22 protein-coding genes and 1 pseudogene are annotated in these 21924 nt (G+C 70.8%); 8 read left to right on the top strand and 15 right to left on the bottom strand.

Annotated features, from left to right (window positions below; all coding sequences use genetic code 11):
• The 8 genes and pseudogenes from ACFHYO_RS15475 to ACFHYO_RS15505 form a co-directional block, all read right to left on the bottom strand.
• Positions 1–148, bottom strand: a pseudogene (locus tag ACFHYO_RS15475) (L-seryl-tRNA(Sec) selenium transferase); the annotation flags it as partial.
• 4 nt (positions 149–152) lie between these two features.
• A complete protein-coding gene (fdhE, locus tag ACFHYO_RS15480) occupies positions 153–1091 on the bottom strand; it encodes a formate dehydrogenase accessory protein FdhE (RefSeq protein ID WP_394321576.1) in 939 nt (312 codons plus the stop codon).
• 38 nt (positions 1092–1129) lie between these two features.
• Positions 1130–1816: a formate dehydrogenase subunit gamma gene (locus ACFHYO_RS15485; RefSeq protein ID WP_394321578.1), complete on the bottom strand. Its 687-nt coding sequence runs from the start codon at positions 1814–1816 to the stop codon at positions 1130–1132.
• Positions 1816–3009 carry a formate dehydrogenase subunit beta gene (gene fdxH / locus ACFHYO_RS15490; RefSeq protein WP_394321580.1) on the bottom strand — a complete coding sequence of 398 codons (1194 nt, stop codon included), beginning with the start codon at positions 3007–3009 and terminating at the stop codon, positions 1816–1818. Before fdxH ends, ACFHYO_RS15485 begins: the two co-directional genes overlap by 1 nt.
• Positions 3006–5477, bottom strand: coding sequence for a formate dehydrogenase-N subunit alpha (gene fdnG, locus ACFHYO_RS15495; protein WP_211096272.1), 2472 nt, complete (start codon positions 5475–5477; stop codon positions 3006–3008). Before fdnG ends, fdxH begins: the two co-directional genes overlap by 4 nt.
• Before the next feature lie 12 nt (positions 5478–5489).
• Positions 5490–6083 (bottom strand): molybdopterin-dependent oxidoreductase, encoded by a 594-nt coding sequence (locus tag ACFHYO_RS16180; protein WP_512700653.1) that lies wholly within the window; start codon positions 6081–6083, stop codon positions 5490–5492.
• A 101-nt stretch (positions 6084–6184) separates the two neighbouring features.
• A complete protein-coding gene (locus ACFHYO_RS15500) occupies positions 6185–6955 on the bottom strand; it encodes a tryptophan 2,3-dioxygenase (RefSeq protein ID WP_394321583.1) in 771 nt (256 codons plus the stop codon).
• Between the two features lie 59 nt (positions 6956–7014).
• A complete protein-coding gene (locus ACFHYO_RS15505) occupies positions 7015–8061 on the bottom strand; it encodes a GlxA family transcriptional regulator (RefSeq protein ID WP_394321585.1) in 1047 nt (348 codons plus the stop codon).
• Positions 8062–8251: 190 nt separating this feature from the next.
• On the opposite strand from ACFHYO_RS15505, the gene selD reads away from it, so the two are divergent.
• Positions 8252–9295: a selenide, water dikinase SelD gene (gene selD / locus ACFHYO_RS15510; protein ID WP_043132368.1), complete on the top strand. Its 1044-nt coding sequence runs from the start codon at positions 8252–8254 to the stop codon at positions 9293–9295.
• 77 nt (positions 9296–9372) lie between these two features.
• Here selD and efp read toward each other — a convergent pair whose 3' ends face one another.
• Complete coding sequence (gene efp / locus ACFHYO_RS15515) at positions 9373–9939, bottom strand: elongation factor P (protein WP_036701139.1); 567 nt, start codon at positions 9937–9939, stop codon at positions 9373–9375.
• Between the two features lie 86 nt (positions 9940–10025).
• Here efp and epmA point away from each other — a divergent pair, with 86 nt between their 5' ends.
• Complete coding sequence (gene epmA, locus ACFHYO_RS15520; RefSeq protein ID WP_394321587.1) at positions 10026–11078, top strand: EF-P lysine aminoacylase EpmA; 1053 nt, start codon at positions 10026–10028, stop codon at positions 11076–11078.
• Between the two features lie 39 nt (positions 11079–11117).
• Here epmA and ACFHYO_RS15525 read toward each other — a convergent pair whose 3' ends face one another.
• Together ACFHYO_RS15525 and ACFHYO_RS15530 are read right to left on the bottom strand one after the other, a co-directional pair.
• The gene (locus tag ACFHYO_RS15525) at positions 11118–11795 is read right to left on the bottom strand and encodes a response regulator (protein ID WP_394321589.1); all 678 of its coding nucleotides are present in this window, start codon (positions 11793–11795) and stop codon (positions 11118–11120) included.
• 176 nt (positions 11796–11971) lie between these two features.
• Positions 11972–13282, bottom strand: coding sequence for a histidine kinase (locus ACFHYO_RS15530; RefSeq protein WP_394321591.1), 1311 nt, complete (start codon positions 13280–13282; stop codon positions 11972–11974).
• A 287-nt stretch (positions 13283–13569) separates the two neighbouring features.
• On the opposite strand from ACFHYO_RS15530, the gene ACFHYO_RS15535 reads away from it, so the two are divergent.
• The 6 genes from ACFHYO_RS15535 (at position 13570) to ACFHYO_RS15560 (ending at position 19446) form a co-directional block, all read left to right on the top strand.
• Positions 13570–14772, top strand: coding sequence for an ABC transporter substrate-binding protein (locus ACFHYO_RS15535; RefSeq protein WP_394321592.1), 1203 nt, complete (start codon positions 13570–13572; stop codon positions 14770–14772).
• 90 nt (positions 14773–14862) lie between these two features.
• Entirely contained in the window at positions 14863–16080 is a 1218-nt protein-coding gene (locus ACFHYO_RS15540) for an ABC transporter substrate-binding protein (protein ID WP_394321594.1), read from the top strand.
• Positions 16081–16085: 5 nt separating this feature from the next.
• The gene (locus ACFHYO_RS15545) at positions 16086–16862 is read left to right on the top strand and encodes an ABC transporter ATP-binding protein (protein WP_036702871.1); all 777 of its coding nucleotides are present in this window, start codon (positions 16086–16088) and stop codon (positions 16860–16862) included.
• Positions 16859–17560: an ABC transporter ATP-binding protein gene (locus ACFHYO_RS15550; protein ID WP_036711280.1), complete on the top strand. Its 702-nt coding sequence runs from the start codon at positions 16859–16861 to the stop codon at positions 17558–17560. The genes ACFHYO_RS15545 and ACFHYO_RS15550 overlap by 4 nt, the downstream gene beginning before the upstream one ends.
• A gap of 1 nt (position 17561) precedes the next feature.
• Positions 17562–18449 (top strand): branched-chain amino acid ABC transporter permease, encoded by an 888-nt coding sequence (locus ACFHYO_RS15555; RefSeq protein ID WP_036702867.1) that lies wholly within the window; start codon positions 17562–17564, stop codon positions 18447–18449.
• Position 18450: 1 nt separating this feature from the next.
• The gene (locus tag ACFHYO_RS15560) at positions 18451–19446 is read left to right on the top strand and encodes a branched-chain amino acid ABC transporter permease (RefSeq protein ID WP_394321597.1); all 996 of its coding nucleotides are present in this window, start codon (positions 18451–18453) and stop codon (positions 19444–19446) included.
• A 4-nt stretch (positions 19447–19450) separates the two neighbouring features.
• Here the strand turns inward: ACFHYO_RS15560 and ACFHYO_RS15565 are convergent, their stop codons facing one another.
• From ACFHYO_RS15565 to ACFHYO_RS15580, 4 genes are all read right to left on the bottom strand, one after another.
• Positions 19451–19885 carry a molybdenum cofactor biosynthesis protein MoaE gene (locus ACFHYO_RS15565; protein ID WP_394321599.1) on the bottom strand — a complete coding sequence of 145 codons (435 nt, stop codon included), beginning with the start codon at positions 19883–19885 and terminating at the stop codon, positions 19451–19453.
• Between the two features lie 3 nt (positions 19886–19888).
• Positions 19889–20143 carry a molybdopterin converting factor subunit 1 gene (gene moaD / locus ACFHYO_RS15570; protein WP_043132358.1) on the bottom strand — a complete coding sequence of 85 codons (255 nt, stop codon included), beginning with the start codon at positions 20141–20143 and terminating at the stop codon, positions 19889–19891.
• Positions 20140–20763 (bottom strand): CDP-diacylglycerol--glycerol-3-phosphate 3-phosphatidyltransferase, encoded by a 624-nt coding sequence (gene pgsA / locus ACFHYO_RS15575; protein WP_394321603.1) that lies wholly within the window; start codon positions 20761–20763, stop codon positions 20140–20142. Before pgsA ends, moaD begins: the two co-directional genes overlap by 4 nt.
• 121 nt (positions 20764–20884) lie before the next feature.
• Positions 20885–21924 (bottom strand): YcjF family protein (locus ACFHYO_RS15580; RefSeq protein ID WP_394321601.1); only part of this gene is annotated, 1040 nt, incomplete at its 5' end.

Below are 21924 nucleotides of genomic sequence, written 5' to 3' on the forward strand. Positions count from 1 at the left end.
CGCCCGCCCGCACGGTCGCGCGGGCGGCGTCCAGCGCGTCGCGCAGCGCCTCGGTCGCGGACTGGCGGCCGTGGGCGGCGACAAGCGCCGCGCCGGCGGGGGCGCCGAGCAGCCGGTCCACCGAGGGCAGGGCGCGGAACGCCTCCACCGGGTCAGTATCCGATGAGGAAGGGGTTGAAGCCGCCGCGCCGCCATTCGCTGTCGCGCATCAGCGCGTCGAGGCCCAGCGAGGCCACGTCGTCGGCCACCGGGTCGAGCGAGGGGTTGCGGTTCTGCGCCATCTGCTTGACCCACTGGCCGCAATCGCCGCAGGTCTCGGCCTTGATCTGGGCGCCGGTCCCGTCGGCGTCGGCGGTGCCCGAGCCGTCGCTGACCGCCTGAAAGCCGATCTTGCCGTTCTCGCCGCAGCACAGGCACTTGACCCGCACCTCGTTCCACAGCGTCTGGCAGCCGGCGCAGGCAGCGTAGCGCGCGCCCTCCGCGCCCATGATCCCGGTCACCACCGAGGCGCAGGCCCGCCCGCCGCAGACCGGGCAGACGCCGGTGCGGATCGGCACCAGCGCCGCGGCGTCCAGCCCCGCCGCGCGGCGGGCGAGGTGGGTCTGCACCGCCGCCGCGACGAAGAGATGCGGGGCGGCGCTGTCGGCGGGGATGTCGTCGGCCATGACGTTGCCGATCAGCCAGGCGCGGTCCTCGGGCCCGGCAGCGGCCAGCGCATCGAGCGCCAGCCGCGCGGGCGCCGGCATCTCGATCTCGCGCGCCGCCACGATCAGCGCGTCGAGCGTGCCGCCGAGCGCCTCGTCATCCGCCTCGGCCTGCCGGTCGATGGGCGGCATCCGGGCGGCGCGAGCCTGCGCCACGCGGTCGGGGTCGAGCGGGGGAAGCGGCGGCAGCGCCGCGGCCAGCCGGGCCTGCACCTGCGCCAGCGCGGCAAGGAAGCCGAGATACGGCCCGAGGTTGGACCCCTCGGCCAGGAACGCGAGCCGCTCGGCGCGGCGGGTGAAGAGCGCCGGCAGCTTGGGCAGAATGGCAAGCGGCGGCGTCGGGACGCCGCCGATCATGTCGGGTCTGGGCTGGATCGGATCGGTCATCGTTCCTCCGTCGGGCCGGACCGGCCACGGGCGAAGGGTTACTCTGCCGGTTTCGAGGTCTGGCGTCTAGCCAGTTCCCGCAGCCATTTGCGGTGATGGCGCCACGACCAGCCGCCGGTGACGGTGCCGCGGGTCATCGCCCGGATCGTGCCCTGCGTCCACACCGCGGCGAAGACGTGCAGGATGAACACCAGCACGATCAGCACCGCCGAGATGGAATGGACGAGGATGGCGATCCGCCGCGTCTCGATCGAGACCAGCGTGGGGAAGTACTGCACCCACATCATGATCCCCGAGATCAGCAGCGCGAGGATCACCCAGAACATCCCCCAGAACACGGTCTTCTGGCCGAAGTTGTACTTGCCGAGTTCCGGCAGGCGCTCTTCGTGCCCTGCGATCACGTCGCCGATCTGCGAGGTCCAGACGAGGTCCTCGCGCCGCAGGATGTTCAGGTGCACGAGCTGCACGAACATCCCGAGGAAGCTGACCGACAGCGCGATCCCGATGAAGGGATGCAGCCAGCGCGTCGTCTGCCCGCCGCCGAAGAGCCCGGTCAGCCCGTAAAGCGCCGGGCTGAACAGCGCGAAGCCCGACAGCATCAGCAGGATGAAGCAGATCGCCGTGAACCAGTGGTTGATCCGGGTGAAGGTCACGTAGCGGCGGACCTCGACCGGGCGCAGGCTCAGGATCTTGTCGGTGGATTCCGAAAACTCGCGTCCTGCCATCACACCTGACCCCTGTCGTCCACGGTCGGCGCGGGCGCCGTCCCGATCTCTTCGCGCACCATCTGCTGGGCCTCGCGCTCATCCTCGACCGTGACGCGGTTGCCGCGGTGGAACACCGCCATCGCCGCCGCGCCCACGGCGGCCAGGCCGACCGCCGCCAGACCCACGGGCTTGGCGTTGCCCTTCCACGTCGAGACCACGCCCGAGATCGACGGATCGTCCGGCAGATCGTTGTAGATATGCGGCCGGTCGGCGTGCTGCAGGACATACATCACGTGCGTCCCGCCCACGCCCTGCGGGTCATAGAGCCCCGCATCGGCGTAGCCGCGCCCGCGCAGATCCTCGATCCGCTCGGCGGCGAGGGTCTTCATGTCCTCTTTCGTGCCGAAGGTGATCGCCTGCGTCGGGCAGGCCTTGGCGCAGGCCGGGCCTTGCCCCACCGCCACCCGGTCCGAGCAGAGGGTGCACTTCTTGACCACATGGTTGGCGTTGAGCCGCGGGATGTCGAACGGACAGCCCGAGATGCAGTAGCCGCAGCCGATGCAGTTGTCGCTGATGAAGTCCACGATCCCGTTGGAATACTTGACGATCGCGCCCGGCGCCGGGCACGCCTTGAGGCAGCCCGGGTCTTCGCAGTGCATGCAGCCGTCCTTGCGGATCAGCCACTCGAAGTTGCCGGTGTCCGGGTTGTCGTATTCCGCAAAGCGCATCAGCGTCCACATCTCGGCGGTGAGGTCGTGGGGGTTCTCATAGACCCCCACGTTCACGCCGATCTCGGGATGCGTGTCGTTCCACTCGGCGCAGGCCGACTGGCAGGCCTTGCAGCCGATGCACTTCGAGATGTCGATGAGCTTCGCCACCGCGTCGAGCGGCGTCGGGTTCTCGGCCACCGGCCCGCCGGCCGAGGACCGCACCACCGCGGCCTGGCCCAGCACCGCTGTGCCCGGCTGCACTGGCGGGTTCATCATCGCCATGTTGGGGGGCGAGTTGTGGGTCGGGATCGGGGTCGTCGCGGTCGTGACCGCTGGCCCCGTGGTGGCGTTGCCCGAGGGGGCCGCCGCCGCCGTCGCCGCAGGTGCCGCCGCCGCCGGGGCGGCCGTGGCGGCAGGAGCCGTCACGGGTGCCGCCCCGGGAGCCGTCGCGGCTGCCGTCGCCGGAGTGGTCATCATCGTGGTGTCGGTCGGAGTGGTCATGACACGGCCTCCCCCACGCTGGGTTCGATGTTGACGAGGAACGCCTTGTATTCCGGCGTCTCGATGTTGGCGTCGCCGACGAAGGGTGTCAGGCTGTTCGGCCCCCAGCCCTTCTTCGCCGCACCGACAAAGCCCCAGTGCAGCGGAATGCCGACGACATGGACGGGCTTGCCGTCACAGATCAGCGGCTTGATCCGCTTGGTGACGAGGGCCTTGGCGCGGACCTCGCCCCGCTTGGACCACACCCGCACCCAGCCGCCCTTCTCGATGCCCTTCTCGGCGGCCAGCTGCTCGCTGATCTCCACGAAGAACTCGGGCTGCAACGCGGCGTTCACCTTGTTGTGCTTGGTCCAGTAGTGGAAATGCTCGGTCAGCCGGTAGCTGGTGGCGACGAACGGGAACTCGGCCGAGTTGCCCAGATGCGCCACGTCCGAGGCGAACACCCGGGCCACCGGGTTGCCGCGCATCCGGGCGTTGAACACGTTCTGGACCGGGCTCTCGAACGGCTCCATGTGGGTCGGGAAGGGCCCGTCGCGCATCATCCCGCGGCTGAAGAGCCGCGACACCCCTTCGGGGTTCATGATGAACGGCATGACCTCGCCCGGCTTCGCCGTGGGGGCGATGTCGGGGACGTCGTTGCCTTCCCATTTCTCGCCGGTCCACTGGATGATGGGCCGGGTCGGGTCCCACGGCTGGCCGTTGAGGTCCGCCGAGGCGCGGTTGTAGAGCGTCCGGCGGTTGACCGGCCAGCTCCACGCCCATTTCGCGTGCACGCCCATCCCCGAGGGGTCGGCGTTGTCGCGGCGGGCCATGTTGTTGCCGTCCTCGTTGAAGCAGCCGGAATAGATCCAGCAGCCGCAGGCGGTGGACCCGTCGTCGCGCAGTTCGGCGAAGCTTTTCACCTGCTTGCCGGCCGCGGTCAGCACCTTGGTCGCGTCCTTGGGGTCGGTCACGTCGCCGAGCGCGCGGCCGTTCAGCTCGCGGGCGAGCTCGTCGGGCTTCGGCTCGTTCTGGTCGGCATAGTCCCAGGTCAGGTTCAGGATCGGGTCGGGGAAGACCCCGCCCTCGGCCTGATAGAGCGCCTTCACCCGCAGGTGGATCTGCGCCATGATCCAGGTGTCCAGCCGCGCATCGCCCGGCATGTCCGCCGCCGCCCAGTGCCACTGCAGCCAGCGGCCCGAGTTCACCAGCGCGCCCTCGTCCTCGGCAAAGCACGAGGTCGGCAGCTGGATCACCTCGGTCTGGATCGCGGCGCTGTCCACGTCGTTGTAGGCGCCGTGGTTTTCCCAGAACCGCGCGGTCTCGGTCTCGAGCGGGTCCATCACGACCAGCATCTTGAGCTTGCTCAAGGCGTTGGTGTTCTTGCCGCGGTTGGACAGCGCCATCAGCGGGTTGAACCCCTGGCAGAAGTAGATGTTGACCCGGCCCTGGTCCATCAGCTCGAACATCCGCAGCATGTCGTAGGCCGGGACGTCGAGCTTGGGCAGGTAGTGGAAGGCCCAGTCGTTGTCCACGGTCGCCGCGTCACCCCACATGGATTTCATGAACGAAACCATGAACTTGGGATAGTTCTGCCAATAGCTGGTCTGGCCCGGCTGCAACGGCTTGAACGCCCGCGACTTGAGATAGGTGGCCCAGTCGGGCTCCTTCTCGGTCGGGATGTTCAGGTAGCCCGGGATCAGGTTCGACATCAGCCCGAGGTCGGTCAGCCCCTGGATGTTCGAGTGTCCGCGCAGCGCGTTCATGCCGCCGCCGGGCACGCCGATGTTGCCGAGGATCAGCTGCAACATCGCCATGCCGCGGATGTTCTGGGCGCCCTTCGAGTGCTGCGTCCAGCCCAGCGCGTACATCGAGGTCATCGTCCTGGTGGGAGACGAGCATTCCCCGATCATCTCGGCAATCTTCAGGAAACGGTCCTGCGGGGTGCCGCAGATCCGCTCGACCATCTCGGGGGTGTAGACCTCGACATGGGCCTTGAGCAGGTTCCAGACGCAGCGCGGGTTCTGCAGCGTGGGATCGGTGACGGCAAAGCCGTCGTCGCCCACGACGTAATCCCAGCTCGACTTGTCATAGTCGCGCTTCTGCTCGTCGTAGCCCGTGAACAGGCCATCCTGCCAGCCGAACTCGTCCTTGACGATGAAGGCCGCGTTTGTGAACGCCCGGACGTAGTCCCACTGGACCTTGTCGTTGGCGATCATCCAGCGGATCAGCCCCATCAGGAAGGCGATGTCGGTCCCCGGCCGGATCGGCGCGTAATAGTCGCTGACGGCCGCCGTCCGCGTGAACCTCGGGTCCACGACGATCAGCTTGGCACCGCGATGGTGCTTGGCTTCAGTGACCCACTTGAACCCGCAGGGGTGGGCTTCGGCGGCGTTGCCGCCCATCACGATCACCAGGTCGGTGTTCTTGATGTCGGTCCAGGAGTTCGTCATCGCTCCACGGCCAAATGTCGGGCCCAAACTGGACACCGTGGGGCCGTGTCAGACGCGCGCCTGATTGTCGAAGCCTACAATTCCCATCGACCGGACGACCTTGTAGGTCAGCCAGGCGGTTTCGTTGGTGGTGGCCGACGCCGCGAGGAAACCCGTCGTCGTCCAGCGGTTGACGGGCACGCCCGCCTCGTTGGTCTGCAGCAGGTTGGCGTCGCGGTCGTCCTTCATCGCGCGGGCGATGCGGTCGAGCGCGTCGTCCCACGAGATCGGCTCGAACGCGGTGGCGCCGGGCTTGCGGATCATCGGCTGCGTCAGCCGGGTCTCGGCGTTGACGAAGTCCTTGAGCGCCGCGCCCTTGGGGCACAGCGTTCCGCGGTTGACCGGGTGGTCGGCGTCACCCTCGATGTGCATGACGCGGCGCTTGCCGTCCTCGCCGGGGGCGGCATAGACGATGATGCCGCAGGCCACCGAGCAGTAGGGGCAGGTGTTGCGGGTCTCGGTCATCGCCGTCAGCTTGAAGTCGCGCACATGCGCCAACTCAGCCGCCTCGGCCGTTCCGAACCCCATCGCCCCCAGCGACGTTGCCGCGACACCCGCACCCGCCAGCCTCAGAAAGCTGCGGCGTGAGAGGTCGATGTTCATCCGATCCTCCTTTTTGCCTGTCCACCAAGATAGGTCCGCCCATGATGCGGCCGGCGGGGCCCTTGCGTCAAGCATCGAGGCCCCTTGCGCGAGGGATGTGATCACAGCGCGCTGCGCAGGTCCCACAGGTCGGGAAACAGCACCACGTCCAGCATCCGGCGCAGGTAATCCACCCCCGCCGTCCCCCCGGTGCCGCGCTTGAAGCCGATGATCCGCTCGACCGTGGTCAGGTGGTTGAAGCGCCAGCGGCGGAAGTAGTCCTCGAAGTCGACCAGCTTCTCAGCGAGCTCGTAGAGGCTCCAGTACCGCTGCGGGTCGGCGTAGACAGCGCCCCAGGCGGCGCGGGCGGCCGGATCGGGGCGGGTCGGGGCCGCGACATCCGCGGGCGGGGCCACGTCGAACCCGGCCTCGGCCAGCCGCCCCAGCACCACGGCGTAAAGCGAGGGCCGCGCCAGCTCGTCGCGCAGCGCCGCCGCCAGCTCGGGCCGGTGCGCGTGCGGGCCGATCAGCGCCGGGTTGCGGTTGCCGGCGACGAACTCGATCATCCGGTACTGCCAGCTCTGGAACCCCGAGCTTTCCCCGAGCATCGGCCGGAACTGCTGGTATTCGCTGGGGGTCATGGTCCTGAGCACGTCCCACGCCGAATTGAGCTGCTCCATGATCCGGGCCACACGGGCCAGCATCTTGAAGCTTTCGTGCAGCCGCCTGGCCGCGATCGCCTCGCGCGCCGCACCCAGCTCGTGCAGGGCGAGCTTCATCCACAGCTCGCTGGTCTGGTGCTGGATGATGAACAGCATCTCGTCGTGGGCGCCCGACAGCGGATGCTGCGCCGACAGGATCGGGTCGAGCGCCAGGTAGTCGCCATAGGCCATCCGGCCCTAGAACGACAGCCGCGCGCCGTGGTGGCCGGGCGGGGAGGGGTCGGGGTCGGTCATCGGGGCACCTCGGCGCGGGGCTGGCGGCGCCAGCGGTCGGGGGTCTGGCCCTCGGCGTCGCGGAACACCCGGATCAGGTGACTCGCGTCGCAGAAGCCGGTGGCGTCGGCGACCCGGGCCAGCGGCGCGTCGCCGCGCGCGATCAGCATCCGCGCCTGCGCCAGCCGCAGCCGCATCGCCGCCGCCGCGGGCGACAGCCCCAGCGCGGCGGCGAAATGCCGTTCGAGCCGGCGCCGCCCGACGCCCAGATGCGCCGCCAGCGCCGCCACCGTGGGCGGGCTGTCCAGCCGCTGCTGCAGGATCATCAGCGCCCGCCGCACCAACGGATCGGCGGTGGACAGCTCGAGCGGCATTCCCGGCTGCGGCTGGTCGCCGAAGGCCGGGGCCCCCGGTCCGCCGGGCGTGTCGATCATCATGATGGCGAGCGCCTTGCGCGCCGCCGCCCGGCCGATGTGCCGATCGACGAGCAGCGCGGCCAGCTGCGCCGCGCTGACCCCGCCCGAGCACGACAGCCGGTCCCCGTCCACCACCAGCGTCCGGTCGCTCACCGGACGCGGCGCGGCGGGACCAGCCCCCGCGGCTGACCCGGCCCCGAACTCGGCCTGAAACTCGTCGTGGTGAAACCAGCTCACGCAGGCGTCCCGCCCCGCCATCAGCCCGGCGCGGGCGAGGATGAAGACGCCCGTGCACACCCCGGCCAGCGGCACCCCCGCCGCCGCCGCCCGCCGCACGAAGGCGCCGAGCGCGGGGTCGAGCGGCTGCGGCGCGCCAATCAGCCCGCCGATGACCACGACGTAATCGTATTGCGCGGGGTTCTCGGGCGCGGTGTCCGGCTCGATCCGCGTCCCGCAACTGGCGCGGATGGCGGTGCCGGGCGTGCCGAGCACCGCCCAGCGGCAGAGGATCGGCCGCGAGCGGTCGCCCTCGTCGGCGGCCAGCCGCAGCACATCGACGAAATTGGCATAGGCCGCGAGGGTGAAGCGCCGGGCGAGCACGAACGCCACGTTGAGCCGCGGGGCCCCCGCCGCCCCCCTGCCGACCATGCCTGTGCCGCTCGACTCCACGCCCCGCGCCCTGTCCGGTTGCTCCTCCGCCCCTGCCTAGCAGGGCGGCGGGGGCGCTGTCACCGCCCGTCACCAGCCGTGGCGGGGCGGCACGCTTCCGCTTCGCCGGGCGGGGTGCTACCCCCGTGCCACGCCCATGCCCACGCCCAAGCAAGCCAAGGGGACCGCCATGACCACCGACCCGATCCGCCTGTCGCAACTGTCCCACGGGGGCGGCTGCGGCTGCAAGCTGGCGCCCGCGGTGCTGCGCGAACTGCTCGCCGGCCAGGCGGCGGCGCAGGCCTTCCCCCAGCTTCTCGTAGGGACCGAGACGGCGGACGATGCGGCGGTGTGGCAGGTCTCGGACGACCTCGCGGTGATCGCCACCACGGATTTCTTCATGCCGATGGTGGATGACCCGCACGCCTTCGGCCGCATCGCCGCGACCAACGCCATCTCGGACATCTACGCCATGGGCGGGCGGCCGATCATGGCGCTGGCGATCCTCGGGATGCCCATCGACAAGCTGCCCGCCGCCATGATCCGCGAGATCCTCGAGGGCGGCCGCGCGATCTGCGCCGAGGCCGGCATCCCGGTCGCCGGCGGTCACTCCATCGACTCGCCCGAGCCGATCTACGGCCTCGCGGTGATCGGCCTCGTCCACCCCGCACGGCTGCGCCGCAACGCCGACGCCAAGCCCGGCGACGCGCTGATCCTGACCAAGGGGCTGGGGGTCGGCATCTACTCGGCGGCGATCAAAAAATCGGCGCTGGACGAGGACGGGATCGCCGAAATGATCGCCTCGACCACGCTGCTGAACAAGGTCGGCGCGGATCTCGCCGACGACCCGGCCGTCCACGCCATCACCGACGTGACCGGCTTCGGCATCCTCGGCCACGGGCTCGAGGTCGCGCGCGGCTCGAACGCCCGCGTGGTGATCGAGCGCGCGCGCCTGCCCTTCCTCACCCGCGCCGAGGAGCTGGCCGAGGCGGGCTTCGTCACCGGCGCCTCGCATCGCAACTGGGCCGCCTACGGCGCCGAGGTCACGCTGCCCGAGAACCTGCCCGACTGGCAGCGCCACCTGCTGACCGACCCGCAGACCTCGGGCGGGCTGCTGGTCGCCGTCGCACCCGAGGCCGCCGAGGCCACCCTCGCCGGCATCCACGCCGCAGGCTACCCGCTCGCCGCCATCGTCGGCCGGGTCGAGGACGGCACCGGCATCACGGTGATCTGACCCCCTCGGGCTGGACCCAAATATCCTGGGGGGAGCGCGCCTCGCGCGCGGGGGGCAAAGCCCCCCTTCAAGGCCATTCAGTCCTTGGCGCGCTCGACGTACGAGTTGTCTTCGGTGTTGATCACGATCCGGGTGCCCACGCCGATATGCGGCGGCACCATCACCCGCAGCCCGTTGTCGCAGGTCGCGGGCTTGTAGGACGAGGACGCGGTCTGCCCCTTCACCACCGGCTCGGTCTCGGTGACCTCGACGGTGATCTTCTGCGGCAGCTCCATGGCGATGGGGGCGCCGTCATAGACCTGCAGGAACACCCGCATCCCTTCCTGCAGATAGGCCTTCTGCTCGCCGACCATGTCGGCGGGGGCCACGACCTGCTCGTAGGTCTCGGGCTCCATGAAGTGGAACCCCTCGCCGTCCTCGTAGAGGAAGTCATAGCCGCGCTCGTCCACGTGGGCGCGCTCGACCTGCTCGGTGGTGCGCCAGCGCTCGGAGACCTTCACCCCGTCGGCGATGCGGCGCATGTCCACCTGCGTCACGGGCGTGCCCTTGCCGGGGTGGAAGTTCTGGGCGGTCAGCACGACATAGAGCTTGCCGTCCAGTTCGACGACGTTGCCCTTGCGCAGCGAGGAGGCGATGACTTTCACGGACGGTCTTTCTTGCGTTCGGGGGATGCGGGAAATATCGCCGCGCTCTCTAGCTTATCCCGCGCCAAATCGCCAGAGGCCGCCCGTTGCCCGCCCAGACGACCCCCGACACCCCGTGGTGGGACGCCACCCGCCACGCCGACCGCCGCCCGCTGCTGGTGGCGCGGAACCGCATCCAGGCCGCGATCCGCGGCTGGCTGGCGGCGCAGGACTTCACCGAGGTCGATCCCGCCGCGCTCGCCCGCTCGCCGGGCAACGAGGCGCATCTGCACGGCTTCGCCACCGAGGCGATCGGCAACGACGGCACCCCCCGGACGATGTATCTGCACACCTCGCCCGAGTTCGCGCTGAAAAAGCTGCTCGCCGCGGGTGAGACCCGCATCGCCGCCTTCGCCCATGTCTGGCGCAACCGCGAGCGCGGGGCGCTGCATTCGCCCGAGTTCACCATGCTGGAATGGTATCGCGCGGGCGAGGACTACACGGCGCTCATGGACGACTGCGCGGCGCTGCTGCGGCTGGCCGGCGAGGCGGCAGGGGTCACGCGGCTCAGGTTCCGCCATGTGGAATGCGACCCCTTCGCCACGCCCGAGCGACTGTCGGTCGCGGATGCCTTCGCCCGCCACGCGGGCATCGACCTGCTCGCCACGATCCGCGCCGACGGCTCCACCGACCGCGACGGGCTGGCCGCGCAGGCTGAGGCGGCCGGGCTGCGGGTGGCCCCCGACGACGGCTGGCCCGACATCCTGTCGCGCATCCTCGTCGCCCGGGTCGAGCCGCATCTCGGCCACGGCCGCGCCACGTTCCTCGACCGCTACCCGGCGCCCGAGGCGGCGCTCGCCCGCCGCGCCGCCGACGACCCGCGCGTGGCCGAGCGGTTCGAGCTTTACGCCTGCGGGGTCGAGCTCGCCAACGGCTTCGGCGAGCTGACCGACCCCGCCGAGCAGCGCCGCCGCTTCACCGCCGAGATGGACGAGCGCGCCCGCGTCTATGGCGAGCGCTACCCGCTGGACGAGGATTTCCTGGCCGCCCTGGCGCAGATGCCGGACGCGAGCGGCATCGCGCTGGGCTTCGACCGGCTGGTGATGCTGGCGACCGGCGCGGCGCGGATCGACGACGTGCAGTGGACCCCGGTTCCCTAACGCGTCCCCTGACCTCCTTTGGACTGATCCAACGGACCGCTAGCCCAGCCCCTCGCGCTCGAGCGCCTCGCGCACCAGCCCCGGCATCCCGGTCACGTTCAGCTTGCGCTTGAGCGTCGAGGACGTGTTGGCCACGGTCTTGTAGCTGATTCCGATCTCGTCGGCGATCTGCTGCAGGGACCGGCCGGCGCCGATCAGTGCCAGCACCTGTTCCTCGCGCTCGGTCAGCTCGGCCCGCCGCCCGGCGCCCGCTTGCCGCGTCGCCAGCGCCAGCGCCACGGCGGGCGAGAGGTAGTACTCCCCCGCTTCGAGCGCGCGGATCGCGGTGGCGAACTCCTCGGGCGCGGCGTTCTTCGACAGGAACCCCTGCGCCCCCTCGGCCAGCGCCCGGGCAGCGAAGCCGGGCTGATCGTTCATCGAGAAGACCAGCACCATTGCCTCGGGCGCACGCTCGCGGATCGGGGCGATCAGCGTCAGCCCCGGCGCGTCGGGCAGCGCGATGTCGAGCACCACGACCGAGGGTTGCTCGGTCTCGAGCGCAGCCAGCGCCTCGGCCCCGGTCATGGCCTTGAGGACGCGGCCATAGCCGAGCTCTCCGAGCAGCCGCCCGCAGCCGAGATGGGTGATGGGATGGTCGTCGACCACCAGCGCGACGCGCGGGGCCGCGGGGTCGGGGGAGGAGTCGGGCGCCGTCGGGGCGCGGTCTGCGTCGGTCATCGGGGCTCAGGCAACTGGGTGCAGGGGCGGACGGATCGGCGCCGGGACGGTCGGCGGCCGACGGCACGGGGCGGGCCGGGTCGGATCGGGCGGGCGCAGGGACCGGACCGCCCGCCCGGGCGCGGTGAACGGCCCGGACAGGGGCGCGGCACGGCCGGAACGCGGGCGGGGCAGGGTCATGCGGCGGCCTCGGGCAGGGTCGCGGTGACTGTGACACCTCGCGGCCCGTCCTGCACGTCAAAACTGCCGCCGAGCAGCGCTACGCGCTCGCGCATCCCGCTGATGCCGTTGCCGTCCGGGGCTCCGCCGCGGCCGCGGCCGTCGTCCGACAGCCGCACCGTCCAGCCCCGGCCGGGCGCGTGGCGAACGCTGGCCGCGATGCGGGTGGCGCCGGCATGGCGCAGGCTGTTGGTGCTTGCTTCCTGCAGGATGCGATAGATGGTCAGCGCGGTCGCCTCGTCCGGTTCGGGCAGGGTGTCGGGCAGGTCGATGGTCCATGCGACCCCGGGATCACGGGCCCGCGCCTCGGCCATCAGGTCGGCCAGCACGGCCGCGAAGGGCAGCTGCCCCAGCGCCATCGGCCGGAGGCCGGCGAGCAGCGCGGTGTTCACCCGGCGGATCTCGGCGGCGATCGACAGAATGTTGTCGGCGTGCTCGCGCAGCGCCGGGTCGGTGGCGCGGTCGCGGATCGCCTGCGCCTCGACCCTCAGCGCGAAGAGGCAGGGCCCGTATTCGTCGTGCAGGTCGCGGGCGATCGCCTTGCGCTCCTGGTCGCCGCGGCCGACCACCTGCCGGGACAGGCGGGCGCGCTCGGCCTCGGCCGCCCCCAGCGCCGCGCCCAGCCGGTCCACGTCGGCGGCGAGCGGGGCGAGGTCGGGCGTCGTCACCGCCCCCGCCCGCGCCGAAAGCTCGCCGCGGCCGAGCCGGTTCACCACCTCGCGCAGCCGTGCCAGCGGCGCGAGCCCCGCGCGCAGGATCATCGCGGTCGCCAGCACCTGCGCCAGCGCCGCGACGGCGGTCAGCAGCGCCAGCGTCCGGGCGTCGCGCCACAGCGCCGCCAGCCCCACTGTGGGGTCAGGGGCGATCATCACCATCCCGTAGCGCAGCCGGTCCTGCACGATGGGCAGCTCGGTCGCCTGCCCGGGCGGCGAGAGCAGCCGCACGAACCAGCGCGGCGGCAGGTCGGGGCGCGGCGTTGCCGTGCCGGGCGACAGGCTGCGCCCGCTCAGCCCCTCATAGACGGTGATGCGGGCGTGCCGCGGCTCGACCAGCCGTTCGGCCAGCGCGGCGGGCAGGCGCCCGCCCGGCACCGTCCCGCTGAGCGTGGCGAGCGCGGCGAGGACGAGGCTGCGGGCTGAATGGCTTGACGCCGCGACCTCGGCTGCGACCGAGGCGCGGGCCCCCAGCGCCAGCGCCACGGCGGCGGCGCCGGTCAGCGCCAGCTGCACGGCCAGAACCAGCGCGACGATGCGGGCGGTCAGCGTCATGCCCGATCCGTGCCACGCCGCCCGCGCCCCCGCAACAATCGCCACCGGCGACGGGCGGTGCCGAGCGCGCCCGCGACCCGGTGCCGCATGCCCGGCACCCCGGTCGGCCGCCATCCCCCGCACCCCTGCCGGGGGCGCGATTTTCGCCGCCATTCACCGCCCCCCGCGGCGCGCAACACGGGTTGCAACGTCGCGTCACTTTCGCCACGGTGCGGGTGGGAGAAAGTGGCCACGCGGCCATGGGCGCGCCGCCAATGCGCGTCGGATCGACAGGGAGAGAGACAGACATGAGCAAGACCTATGCCGCAGCGGCCGCCGCCGTGGCGCTGATCGCCGCACCCGCCGTGGCCGAGATCTCGGACGGCAAGGTGAAGATCGGGATCCTCAACGACCAGTCCGGCGTCTACGCCGATTTCGGCGGGCTCGGGTCGGTCGAGGCGGCGAAGATGGCGGTCGAGGAATTCGGCGGCAAGGTTCTGGACGCGCCGATCGAGGTCGTCTCGGCCGACCACCAGAACAAGGCCGACATTGCCAGCAACATCGCGCGGCAGTGGTACGACACCGAGCAGGTCGATTCGATCATGGAGCTGACCTCGTCCTCGGTCGGCCTCGCCGTGCAGGCGCTCTCGGCGGAAAAGAAGCGCATCACCATCAACACCGGCGCGGCGACCACCGACCTGACCGGCAAGGCCTGCACCCCCTACGGGTTCCACTGGGCCTATGACACCCACGCGCTCGCCGTCGGGACCGGCGGGGCGATGGTCGATCACGGCGGCGACAGCTGGTATTTCCTGACCGCCGACTACGCCTTCGGCTACTCGCTCGAGGACAACACCGCGGCGATCGTCAAGGAAAAGGGCGGCACGGTCACGGGTTCGGTGCGCCACCCGCTCGGCACCACGGATTTCTCGTCCTTCCTGCTGCAGGCGCAGTCGTCGGGGGCCAAGGTCATCGGCCTCGCCAACGCCGGGCTCGACACCCAGAACGCCATCAAGCAGGCCGCCGAGTTCGGCATCACCCAGGGCGGCCAGCAGCTCGCTGCGCTGCTTCTGACCATCGCCGAGGTGCACGGTCTCGGGCTTGAGGCCGCGCAGGGGCTGACCCTGACCGAGGGATTCTACTGGAACCGCGACGACGCCAGCCGCGAGTTCGGCAAGAAGTTCATGGAGCGGACCGGCAAGATGCCGAACATGAACCAGGCCGGCGTCTATTCGGCCGTGCGCAGCTACCTCAAGGCCATCGAGGCCGCGGGCTCGGACGATGCCGACGCAGTGGCGGCCAAGCTGCACGAGCTGCCGGTCAGCGACGCCTTCGCCCCCCAGGGCAAGGTCGCGGCGAATGGGCGGATGATCCACGACGTCTATCTGATGAAGGTCAAGAAGCCCGACGAGGTGAAGGAGCCGTGGGACTACTACACGGTCCTCGCCACGATCCCGGGCGACCAGGCGTTCCTTGACCCGGCCAAGTCGGGCTGCCCGCTGGTCAAGTAAGGCGCCGCACACGGCCCTTGGGGCGGGGGCGCGTCCGCGCGCCTTCGCCCCCCGTCCCGACATGACCGCCGCACCTGGGGAGGATGCGCCATGACCCGTTTTCCGAACACCGCCTGCCTGATGATGACCGCCGCCACCGCCGCGCTGCTGGCGCTGCCCGCGCACGCCGAGATGAGCGACGGCAAGATCAAGATCGGGGTGCTGAACGACCAGTCCGGCGTCTATTCCGCGCTGGGCGGCACCGGCTCGCTCGAGGCCGCGAAGATGGCCGCCGAGGAGTTCGGCGGCAAGATCGGCGACACGCCGATCGAGGTCGTCGGCGCCGACCACCAGAACAAGGCCGACATCGGGTCGAACATCGCCCGCCAGTGGTATGACCGCGACCAGGTCGACGCGATCATGGACCTGACCACCAGCTCGGTGGCGCTTGCGGTGCAGGCGATCAGCGTCGAGAAGAAGAAGATCACCATGATCACCGGCGGCGGCACGACCGAGCTGACCGGCAAGGCGTGCTCGCCCTACGGCTTCCACTGGGCCTATGACACCCACGCGCTCGCCGTCTCGACTGGCGGGGCGCTGGTCGAGGCGGGCGGCGACAGCTGGTTCTTCCTGACTGCCGACTACGCCTTCGGCTACTCGCTGGAGGAAAACACCACCAAGACGGTCGACGCCAAGGGCGGCAAGGTGCTGGGCACCGTGCGCTTCCCGATCGGGGCCACGGACTACTCGGCCTTCCTGCTGCAGGCGCAGGCGTCGGGGGCCAAGGTCGTAGGCCTCGCCAGCGCCGGCATGGACACCCAAAACCAGATCAAGCAGGCGGCCGAGTTCGGGATCACCGCCGGCGGCCAGAACCTCGCCGGGCTTCTGCTGATGATCACCGACGTCCACGGGCTGGGGCTCGAGGCGGCGCAGGGGCTCTATTTCACCGAGAGCTACTATTGGGACCGCAACGACGCGAGCCGCGAGTTCGCGGCGAAATACGAGGCCCGCACCGGCGCCAAGCCCTCGATGGTGCAGGCCGCGACCTATTCGGCCGCGCGCCAGTATCTCAAGGCGGTCGAGGCCGCCGGCACCGACGAGACCGAGGCGGTGGCCGCCAAGCTGCACGAGATGCCGGTGCAGGACGCCTTTGCCGAGAACGGCAAGGTGCAGGCCAACGGCCGGATGGTCTCGGACGTCTATCTGATGCAGGTCAAGACCCCCGCCGAGAGCACCGGCGAATGGGACCTGGCCAAGATCATCTCGACCACGCCGGGGGACGTCGCCTATCTGCCGCCGGCCGAATCCGGCTGCCCGCTGGTGAAGTGACGCGCATGAGTGTTGCACTGGCCGAACACGCCGAGCCGCGGGTGGTCCTGTCCGCCCGCGGGCTGGGCAAGGACTTCGCGGGCTTCACCGCCGTCAACGACGTGAACCTCGACGTCGAGCACGCCCGCATCCACGCCCTGATCGGGCCGAACGGGGCGGGCAAGACCACCGTCTTCAACCTGCTGACCAAGTTCCTGCAACCCACCCGCGGGACGATCACGCTGATGGGAACCGACATCACCCGGATGCGCCCCGACGCGGTGGCGCGGATGGGGCTGGTGCGGTCGTTCCAGATCTCGGCGGTGTTCCCGCACCTCACGGTGCTGGAGAACGTCCGCGTGGCGCTGCAACGCCCGGCCGAGCTGCACACCCAGTTCTGGCGCCCGCTCGCCGCGCTCGACGTGCTGAACGGCCGCGCCGAGGTGCTGATCGATGAGCTGGGCCTGACCCCCTGGCGCGACGTCCGCGCCGCGGACCTGAGCTACGGCCGCAAGCGCGTGCTCGAGATCGCCACGACGCTCGCCCTCGACCCCGAGGTGCTGCTGCTCGACGAGCCGATGGCCGGCATGGGGCACGAGGACGTGGCCACCGTCGCCGCGATCATCCGCGAGGTCGCCCGGTCGCGCGCCGTGCTGATGGTCGAACACAACCTCAAGGTGGTCGAGGACATCTGCGACCACGTCACCGTCCTGCAACGCGGCGAAATCCTGGCCGAGGGCGACTATGCCGCCGTCGCCGCCGATCCCCGCGTCCGCACCGCCTACATGGGGTCCGAAGCATGAGCGCGCTGCTCGAGGTCGAAAGGCTGAACGCCTGGTACGGCGAAAGCCACATCCTGCACGGCGTGGACCTGACCGTGAACGAGGGCGAGACGGTCTGCATCCTCGGCCGCAACGGCATGGGCAAGACCACGACGCTGCGCGCGATCATGGGGATCGTGAAGAAGCGCACCGGCCGCGCCACCTTTGCCGGGCAGGACCTGCTGGCGATGCCGCTGCACCGCGTCGCCCGCGCCGGGCTGGGCTTCGTCCCCGAGGAACGCGGCATCTTCGCCACCCTCTCGGTGGACGAGAACCTGATGCTGCCCCCGGTCGTAGCCCCGGGCGGCATGACGCTGAACGAGATCTACGCGCTGTTCCCGAACCTGCGCGAACGGCGGAACTCGCCCGGCACCAAGCTGTCGGGGGGCGAGCAGCAGATGCTCGCCATGGCGCGCATCCTGCGCACCGGGGCGCGCTGCCTGTTGCTCGACGAGCCGACCGAGGGGCTGGCCCCGGTCATCATCGACGCCATCGGCGCGGTGCTGCGCGAACTGAAGAAACGCGGCATGACCGTCGTGCTGGTCGAGCAGAACTTCCGCTTCGCCTCGCGCGTCGCGGACCGGTTCTACGTCATGGACCACGGGGTGATCACCCACGGCTTCCCGGTCGGCGAACTCGACGCCCGGATGGACAGCCTGCACGAAACGCTGGGGGTGTGACATGACGATGATCTTCGGAATCCCCATCCAGGCGTTCCTCGGGCAGCTTCTCGTCGGGCTGATCAACGGCTCGTTCTACGCGCTGCTCTCGCTCGGCCTCGCGGTGATCTTCGGCCTGCTGCGCGTCATCAACTTCGCCCACGGCGCGCAGTACATGCTCGGCGCGTTCGTGGCGCTGCTGGGGCTCAAGTGGCTCGGCATCCCCTACTGGGCGGCGCTGGTGGTGGCGCCGCTGGTCGTCGGCGGCTTCGGCGCGCTCTTGGAGCGGACCATGCTCTCGCGGCTCTACAGCCTCGACCCGCTTTATGGCCTGCTCTTCACCTTCGGCCTCGCGCTCGCGCTCGAGGGGACGATGCGCTACTACTTCGGCGCCTCGGGGCAGCCCTATTCGGCGCCGCCGGCGCTGACCGGGGCGGTCAACCTCGGGTTCATGGTGCTGCCGATCTACCGCGGCTGGGTGATCGTCGCCTCGCTCATCGCCTGCCTCGCGGTCTGGGCGCTGATCGAGAAGACCCGCCTCGGCGCGACGCTGCGGGCGGCGACCGAGAACCCGGTGCTGGTCCAGTCCTTCGGGATCAACGTGCCCATGCTGCTGACCCTGACCTATGCGCTGGGCGCGGGGCTGGCGGCGCTGGCGGGCGTGCTGGCCGCGCCGATCTATCAGGTCTCGCCGCTGATGGGGTCGAACATCATCATCGTCGTCTTCGCCGTGGTCGTGGTCGGCGGCATGGGCTCGATCATGGGCGCCATCCTCACCGGCTATCTGCTCGGCATCGCCGAGGGGCTGACCAAGGTCTTCTACCCCGAGGCGTCCAACATCGTGATCTTCGTCATCATGGCGATCGTCCTGATCCTTCGGCCCGCGGGCCTCTTCGGCAAGGAGGCCTGAGATGGCCCGAGGCTCCGACATCCCCGCCACCGAGGCGCCCGCCCGCGAGATGGGCGCCGGCACCCAGGCGCTGCTGCTCATCATCGGGCTGGTGCTGCTGATCGCCGCGCCGTTCTTCGTCTATCCCGTATTCCTGATGACGCTGCTCTGCTTCGGCCTCTTTGCCGCGGCGTTCAACCTGCTGCTGGGCTACACGGGGCTTCTGTCCTTCGGCCACGCCGCCTTCTTCGGCGGGGCGGCCTATTTCACCGCCCATGCCGCCAAGGTCTGGGGCTGGCCGCCCGAGTTCGCGCTGCTGCTTGGCGTCGCGGGCGCCGCGGGGCTGGGGCTGCTGATGGGCGCCATCGCCATCCGCCGGCAGGGCATCTACTTCGCCATGATTACCCTCGCCCTGGCGCAGATGTTCTTCTTCGCCTGCCTGCAGATGCCCTTCACCCATGGCGAGGACGGCATCCAGTCCGTCCCGCGCGGGCATCTGTTCGGGGTGATCGACCTCAACCAGCCGCTGACGATGTATTTCTTCGTCCTCGTGGTGTTCCTGCTCGGCCTCGTGATCATCTGGCGCTTCGTGCACTCGCCCTTCGGGATGATCCTCAAGGCCATCCGCGAGAACGAGCAGCGGGCGATCTCGCTCGGCTACTCGGTGGCGCATTACAAGCTGGGGGCGTTCGTCATGTCGGCGGCGCTGGCGGGGCTGGCCGGCGGGCTCAAGGCGCTGGTGCTGCAGTTCGCCACGCTGACCGACGTGGCCTGGCAGATGTCGGGTGAGGTGATCCTGATGACCCTGATCGGCGGCATCGGCACGATGCTCGGGCCGATCGTCGGGGCGGGGATCGTGATCGCGCTGCAGCAGCGGCTGGCGACCACGGACTTCCCGGTGACGATCATCACCGGGGTGGTGTTCATGGTCTGCGTGCTCTTGTTCCGGCGGGGACTGATCGGCGAGCTGGCGCACTCGCGCCTCGGCCGCGCGCTCGGCCTGCGCCCGCCGGGCTGACGGCTCAGCGCCAGCGGTCCAGCGCCGCCTCGTCATGGTCCGCGGCGGCGACCCAGTCGCCCGGGCCCGCGGCGGTGATCTCGCGCTTCCAGAACGGGGCGCGGGACTTCAGCCAGTCCATCAGAAAATCCGCCGCATCGAAGGCCGCGCGGCGGTGCCGGGCGGCGGTCGCCACCATCATGATCGGCGCCCCCACCGGCAGGTGCCCGTAGCGGTGCACCACCAGCACGTCGGTCAGCCCGAAGCGGTCCAGCGCCGCCTGCGCATGATCCGCCAGTGCGCGCTCGGTCATCCCCGGGTAATGCTCGATGTCCAGCGCCGTGAGCCCGCCGTCCCCCCGCACCAGCCCGGTAAAGGTCACGACCGCCCCCGCGCCCGCCCCGAACCCGTCGAGCAGCGCTGTAGCGTCGAACGGCTCGGACTGGACGAGGACGCGCATGGCTCAGCCCCCGGTCATGGGCGGGAAGAACGCCACCTCGCGCGCGCCCGCCAGCGGCGTGTCCATCGCGGCCAACTGCTGGTCCACCGCCACCCGCACCGCACGCAGGTCCGACAGCGCCGCGGCATGGCGGTCGTCCCGCGCGGCGAGCTCGGCGGCGAGGTCGCCGACCGTCGCGGCGGCGGTCTCGATCCGCTCGCGCGGCGCCCCGATCCGCTCGCGCAGCCAGGCGAAATAGAGGACGTCGAGCGTGGTCATCGCACGTCCCTGAGCCACGGCCGCGCCTTCTGGAAGTAATCCCAGCCGGTGATCGCAGTCAGCATCGCCGCGACCCACATCAGCAGCAGCCCGGCCTGGGTGGTGAGGTCCGACCAGTCGTCCGACCAGGGCAGCCGCCCCTCACCCACCAGCGGCGCGTGGCCCTTTTCGTAATAGTCGAGCCCGGTGCCGAGGAACATCATCGCGATCGCCACCATCTGCGCCGTGGTCTTCCACTTGGCGAGCTTCGTGACCTTCAGCTTGCCGGCGTCGGCGCCCAGGAACTCGCGCAGGCCCGAGACGAAGACCTCGCGGAACAGGATCACCGTGGCGGGCAGGATCAGCCACGGGTTCATGCCCGAATAGCCGGTGATGACCACCAGCGCGATCACCACCATCGCCTTGTCGGCGATCGGGTCCATCGCCGCGCCGAAGCGGCTTTCCTGCTGCCACTGCCGGGCGAGGTGCCCGTCGATCCAGTCCGTCACCGCCGCCAGCACGAAGAGCGTCAGCGCCGCGAAATCCGCGAAGGGCCGGCTGAAGTACAGGAACATCAGCGGCACGCCGGGGGCGGCGACCAGACGCATCAGCGTCAGCAGGTTGGGCAGGTTCCATCTCATGCGCGCCACGCTAGTCCCTTGCTGCGCCCGGCGGAAGCCCCCGGCATCCGAACCGGGCGCCCCGCGTCACGGCGTCGTTCCGGTTCAGATACGCCCGCGCGACCGGGCCGCGGGCGCGGCCTCAGTCATTGCCGAACAGCCCCTTCAACCCGCGCCCGACGAGGTTCCCGACCGAGGGCCGGCGCGCCTGGATGAAGGGCAGCGGCCGGCAGACCTCCATCGCGGCGATGCCGACGCGGGCGGTCAGCGCGCCGTTCACCACCCCCTCGCCGAAGCGCCGGCTGACCTTGGCGAGCACGCCGCCGCCCGCGACGGTGTGGATGAGGTCGTCGCCCGCCGCCACCGCGCCGGTGGCGACCAGATGGGTGATCACCGTCCGCGCCAGCCGCCAGCCGCCGACCGCGCCCGCGCGGCCGCCGTAGATCTCGGCCATGCGCCGGATCATCCGCAGGTTCGCCGCCAGCGCGGCCAGCACATCGGCGAGCGCCAGCGGGATCAGCGCCGTCGCCGCCGCCACGGTGCGCGAGGCCGCCTCGATCTCGCGCCGGGCCTGCTGGTCGAGGGGGGCGAGCAGCTCGGCCTCGGCCAGCGACAGCAGGGTGTGGGCGTCGAACGCGTCACCGCGGCGTTCGGCGAGGCTCTGGCGCCCCCACGCCATCTCGGGCCGGCGGGCATAGAGCGTGTCGAGCTGGTCCACCACCGCCCGCGCCGCGGTCAGGTCGCCCTTGGCGAGCGCCGCGCCCGAGGCGCGGTGGATCTCGTCGATCTTCCCGAACCGCGCCCAGGCGGCATATTCCCGCACCGCCATCGCCAGCGCGGCGACCGTGAACAGCGCGAAGAGCGCGATCCCGACCCAGCCGAGCAGCGGATAGGTGGCCATGAGGTTGTCGAAGAACCGCAGCGCCGCCATCGACAGGATGAAGGTCAAAAGCGCCACGCCCGAGTTGATGAAGAAACGGGTGACCCGCGACGGCCGGGCGCCGGCGATCCGCGTCACCATCTCCATCGTCCGCGGGCGGGGCAGGGCCTGCGGCAGCCCGTCGTCGATCGGCGCCGCATCGGCGGGCGAGGGCGGGCGCGTCCCGCCCCGCGGCGCCCGCGCCTCGCGCCCGTCGCTGCGCGGGGGCTCGGGGCGGGGCCGGGCCTCGGGGCTGCCCTCGG

Origin of the sequence: Paracoccus panacisoli (assembly GCF_042435015.1) — a bacterium.
GTDB lineage: Bacteria > Pseudomonadota > Alphaproteobacteria > Rhodobacterales > Rhodobacteraceae > Paracoccus > Paracoccus panacisoli.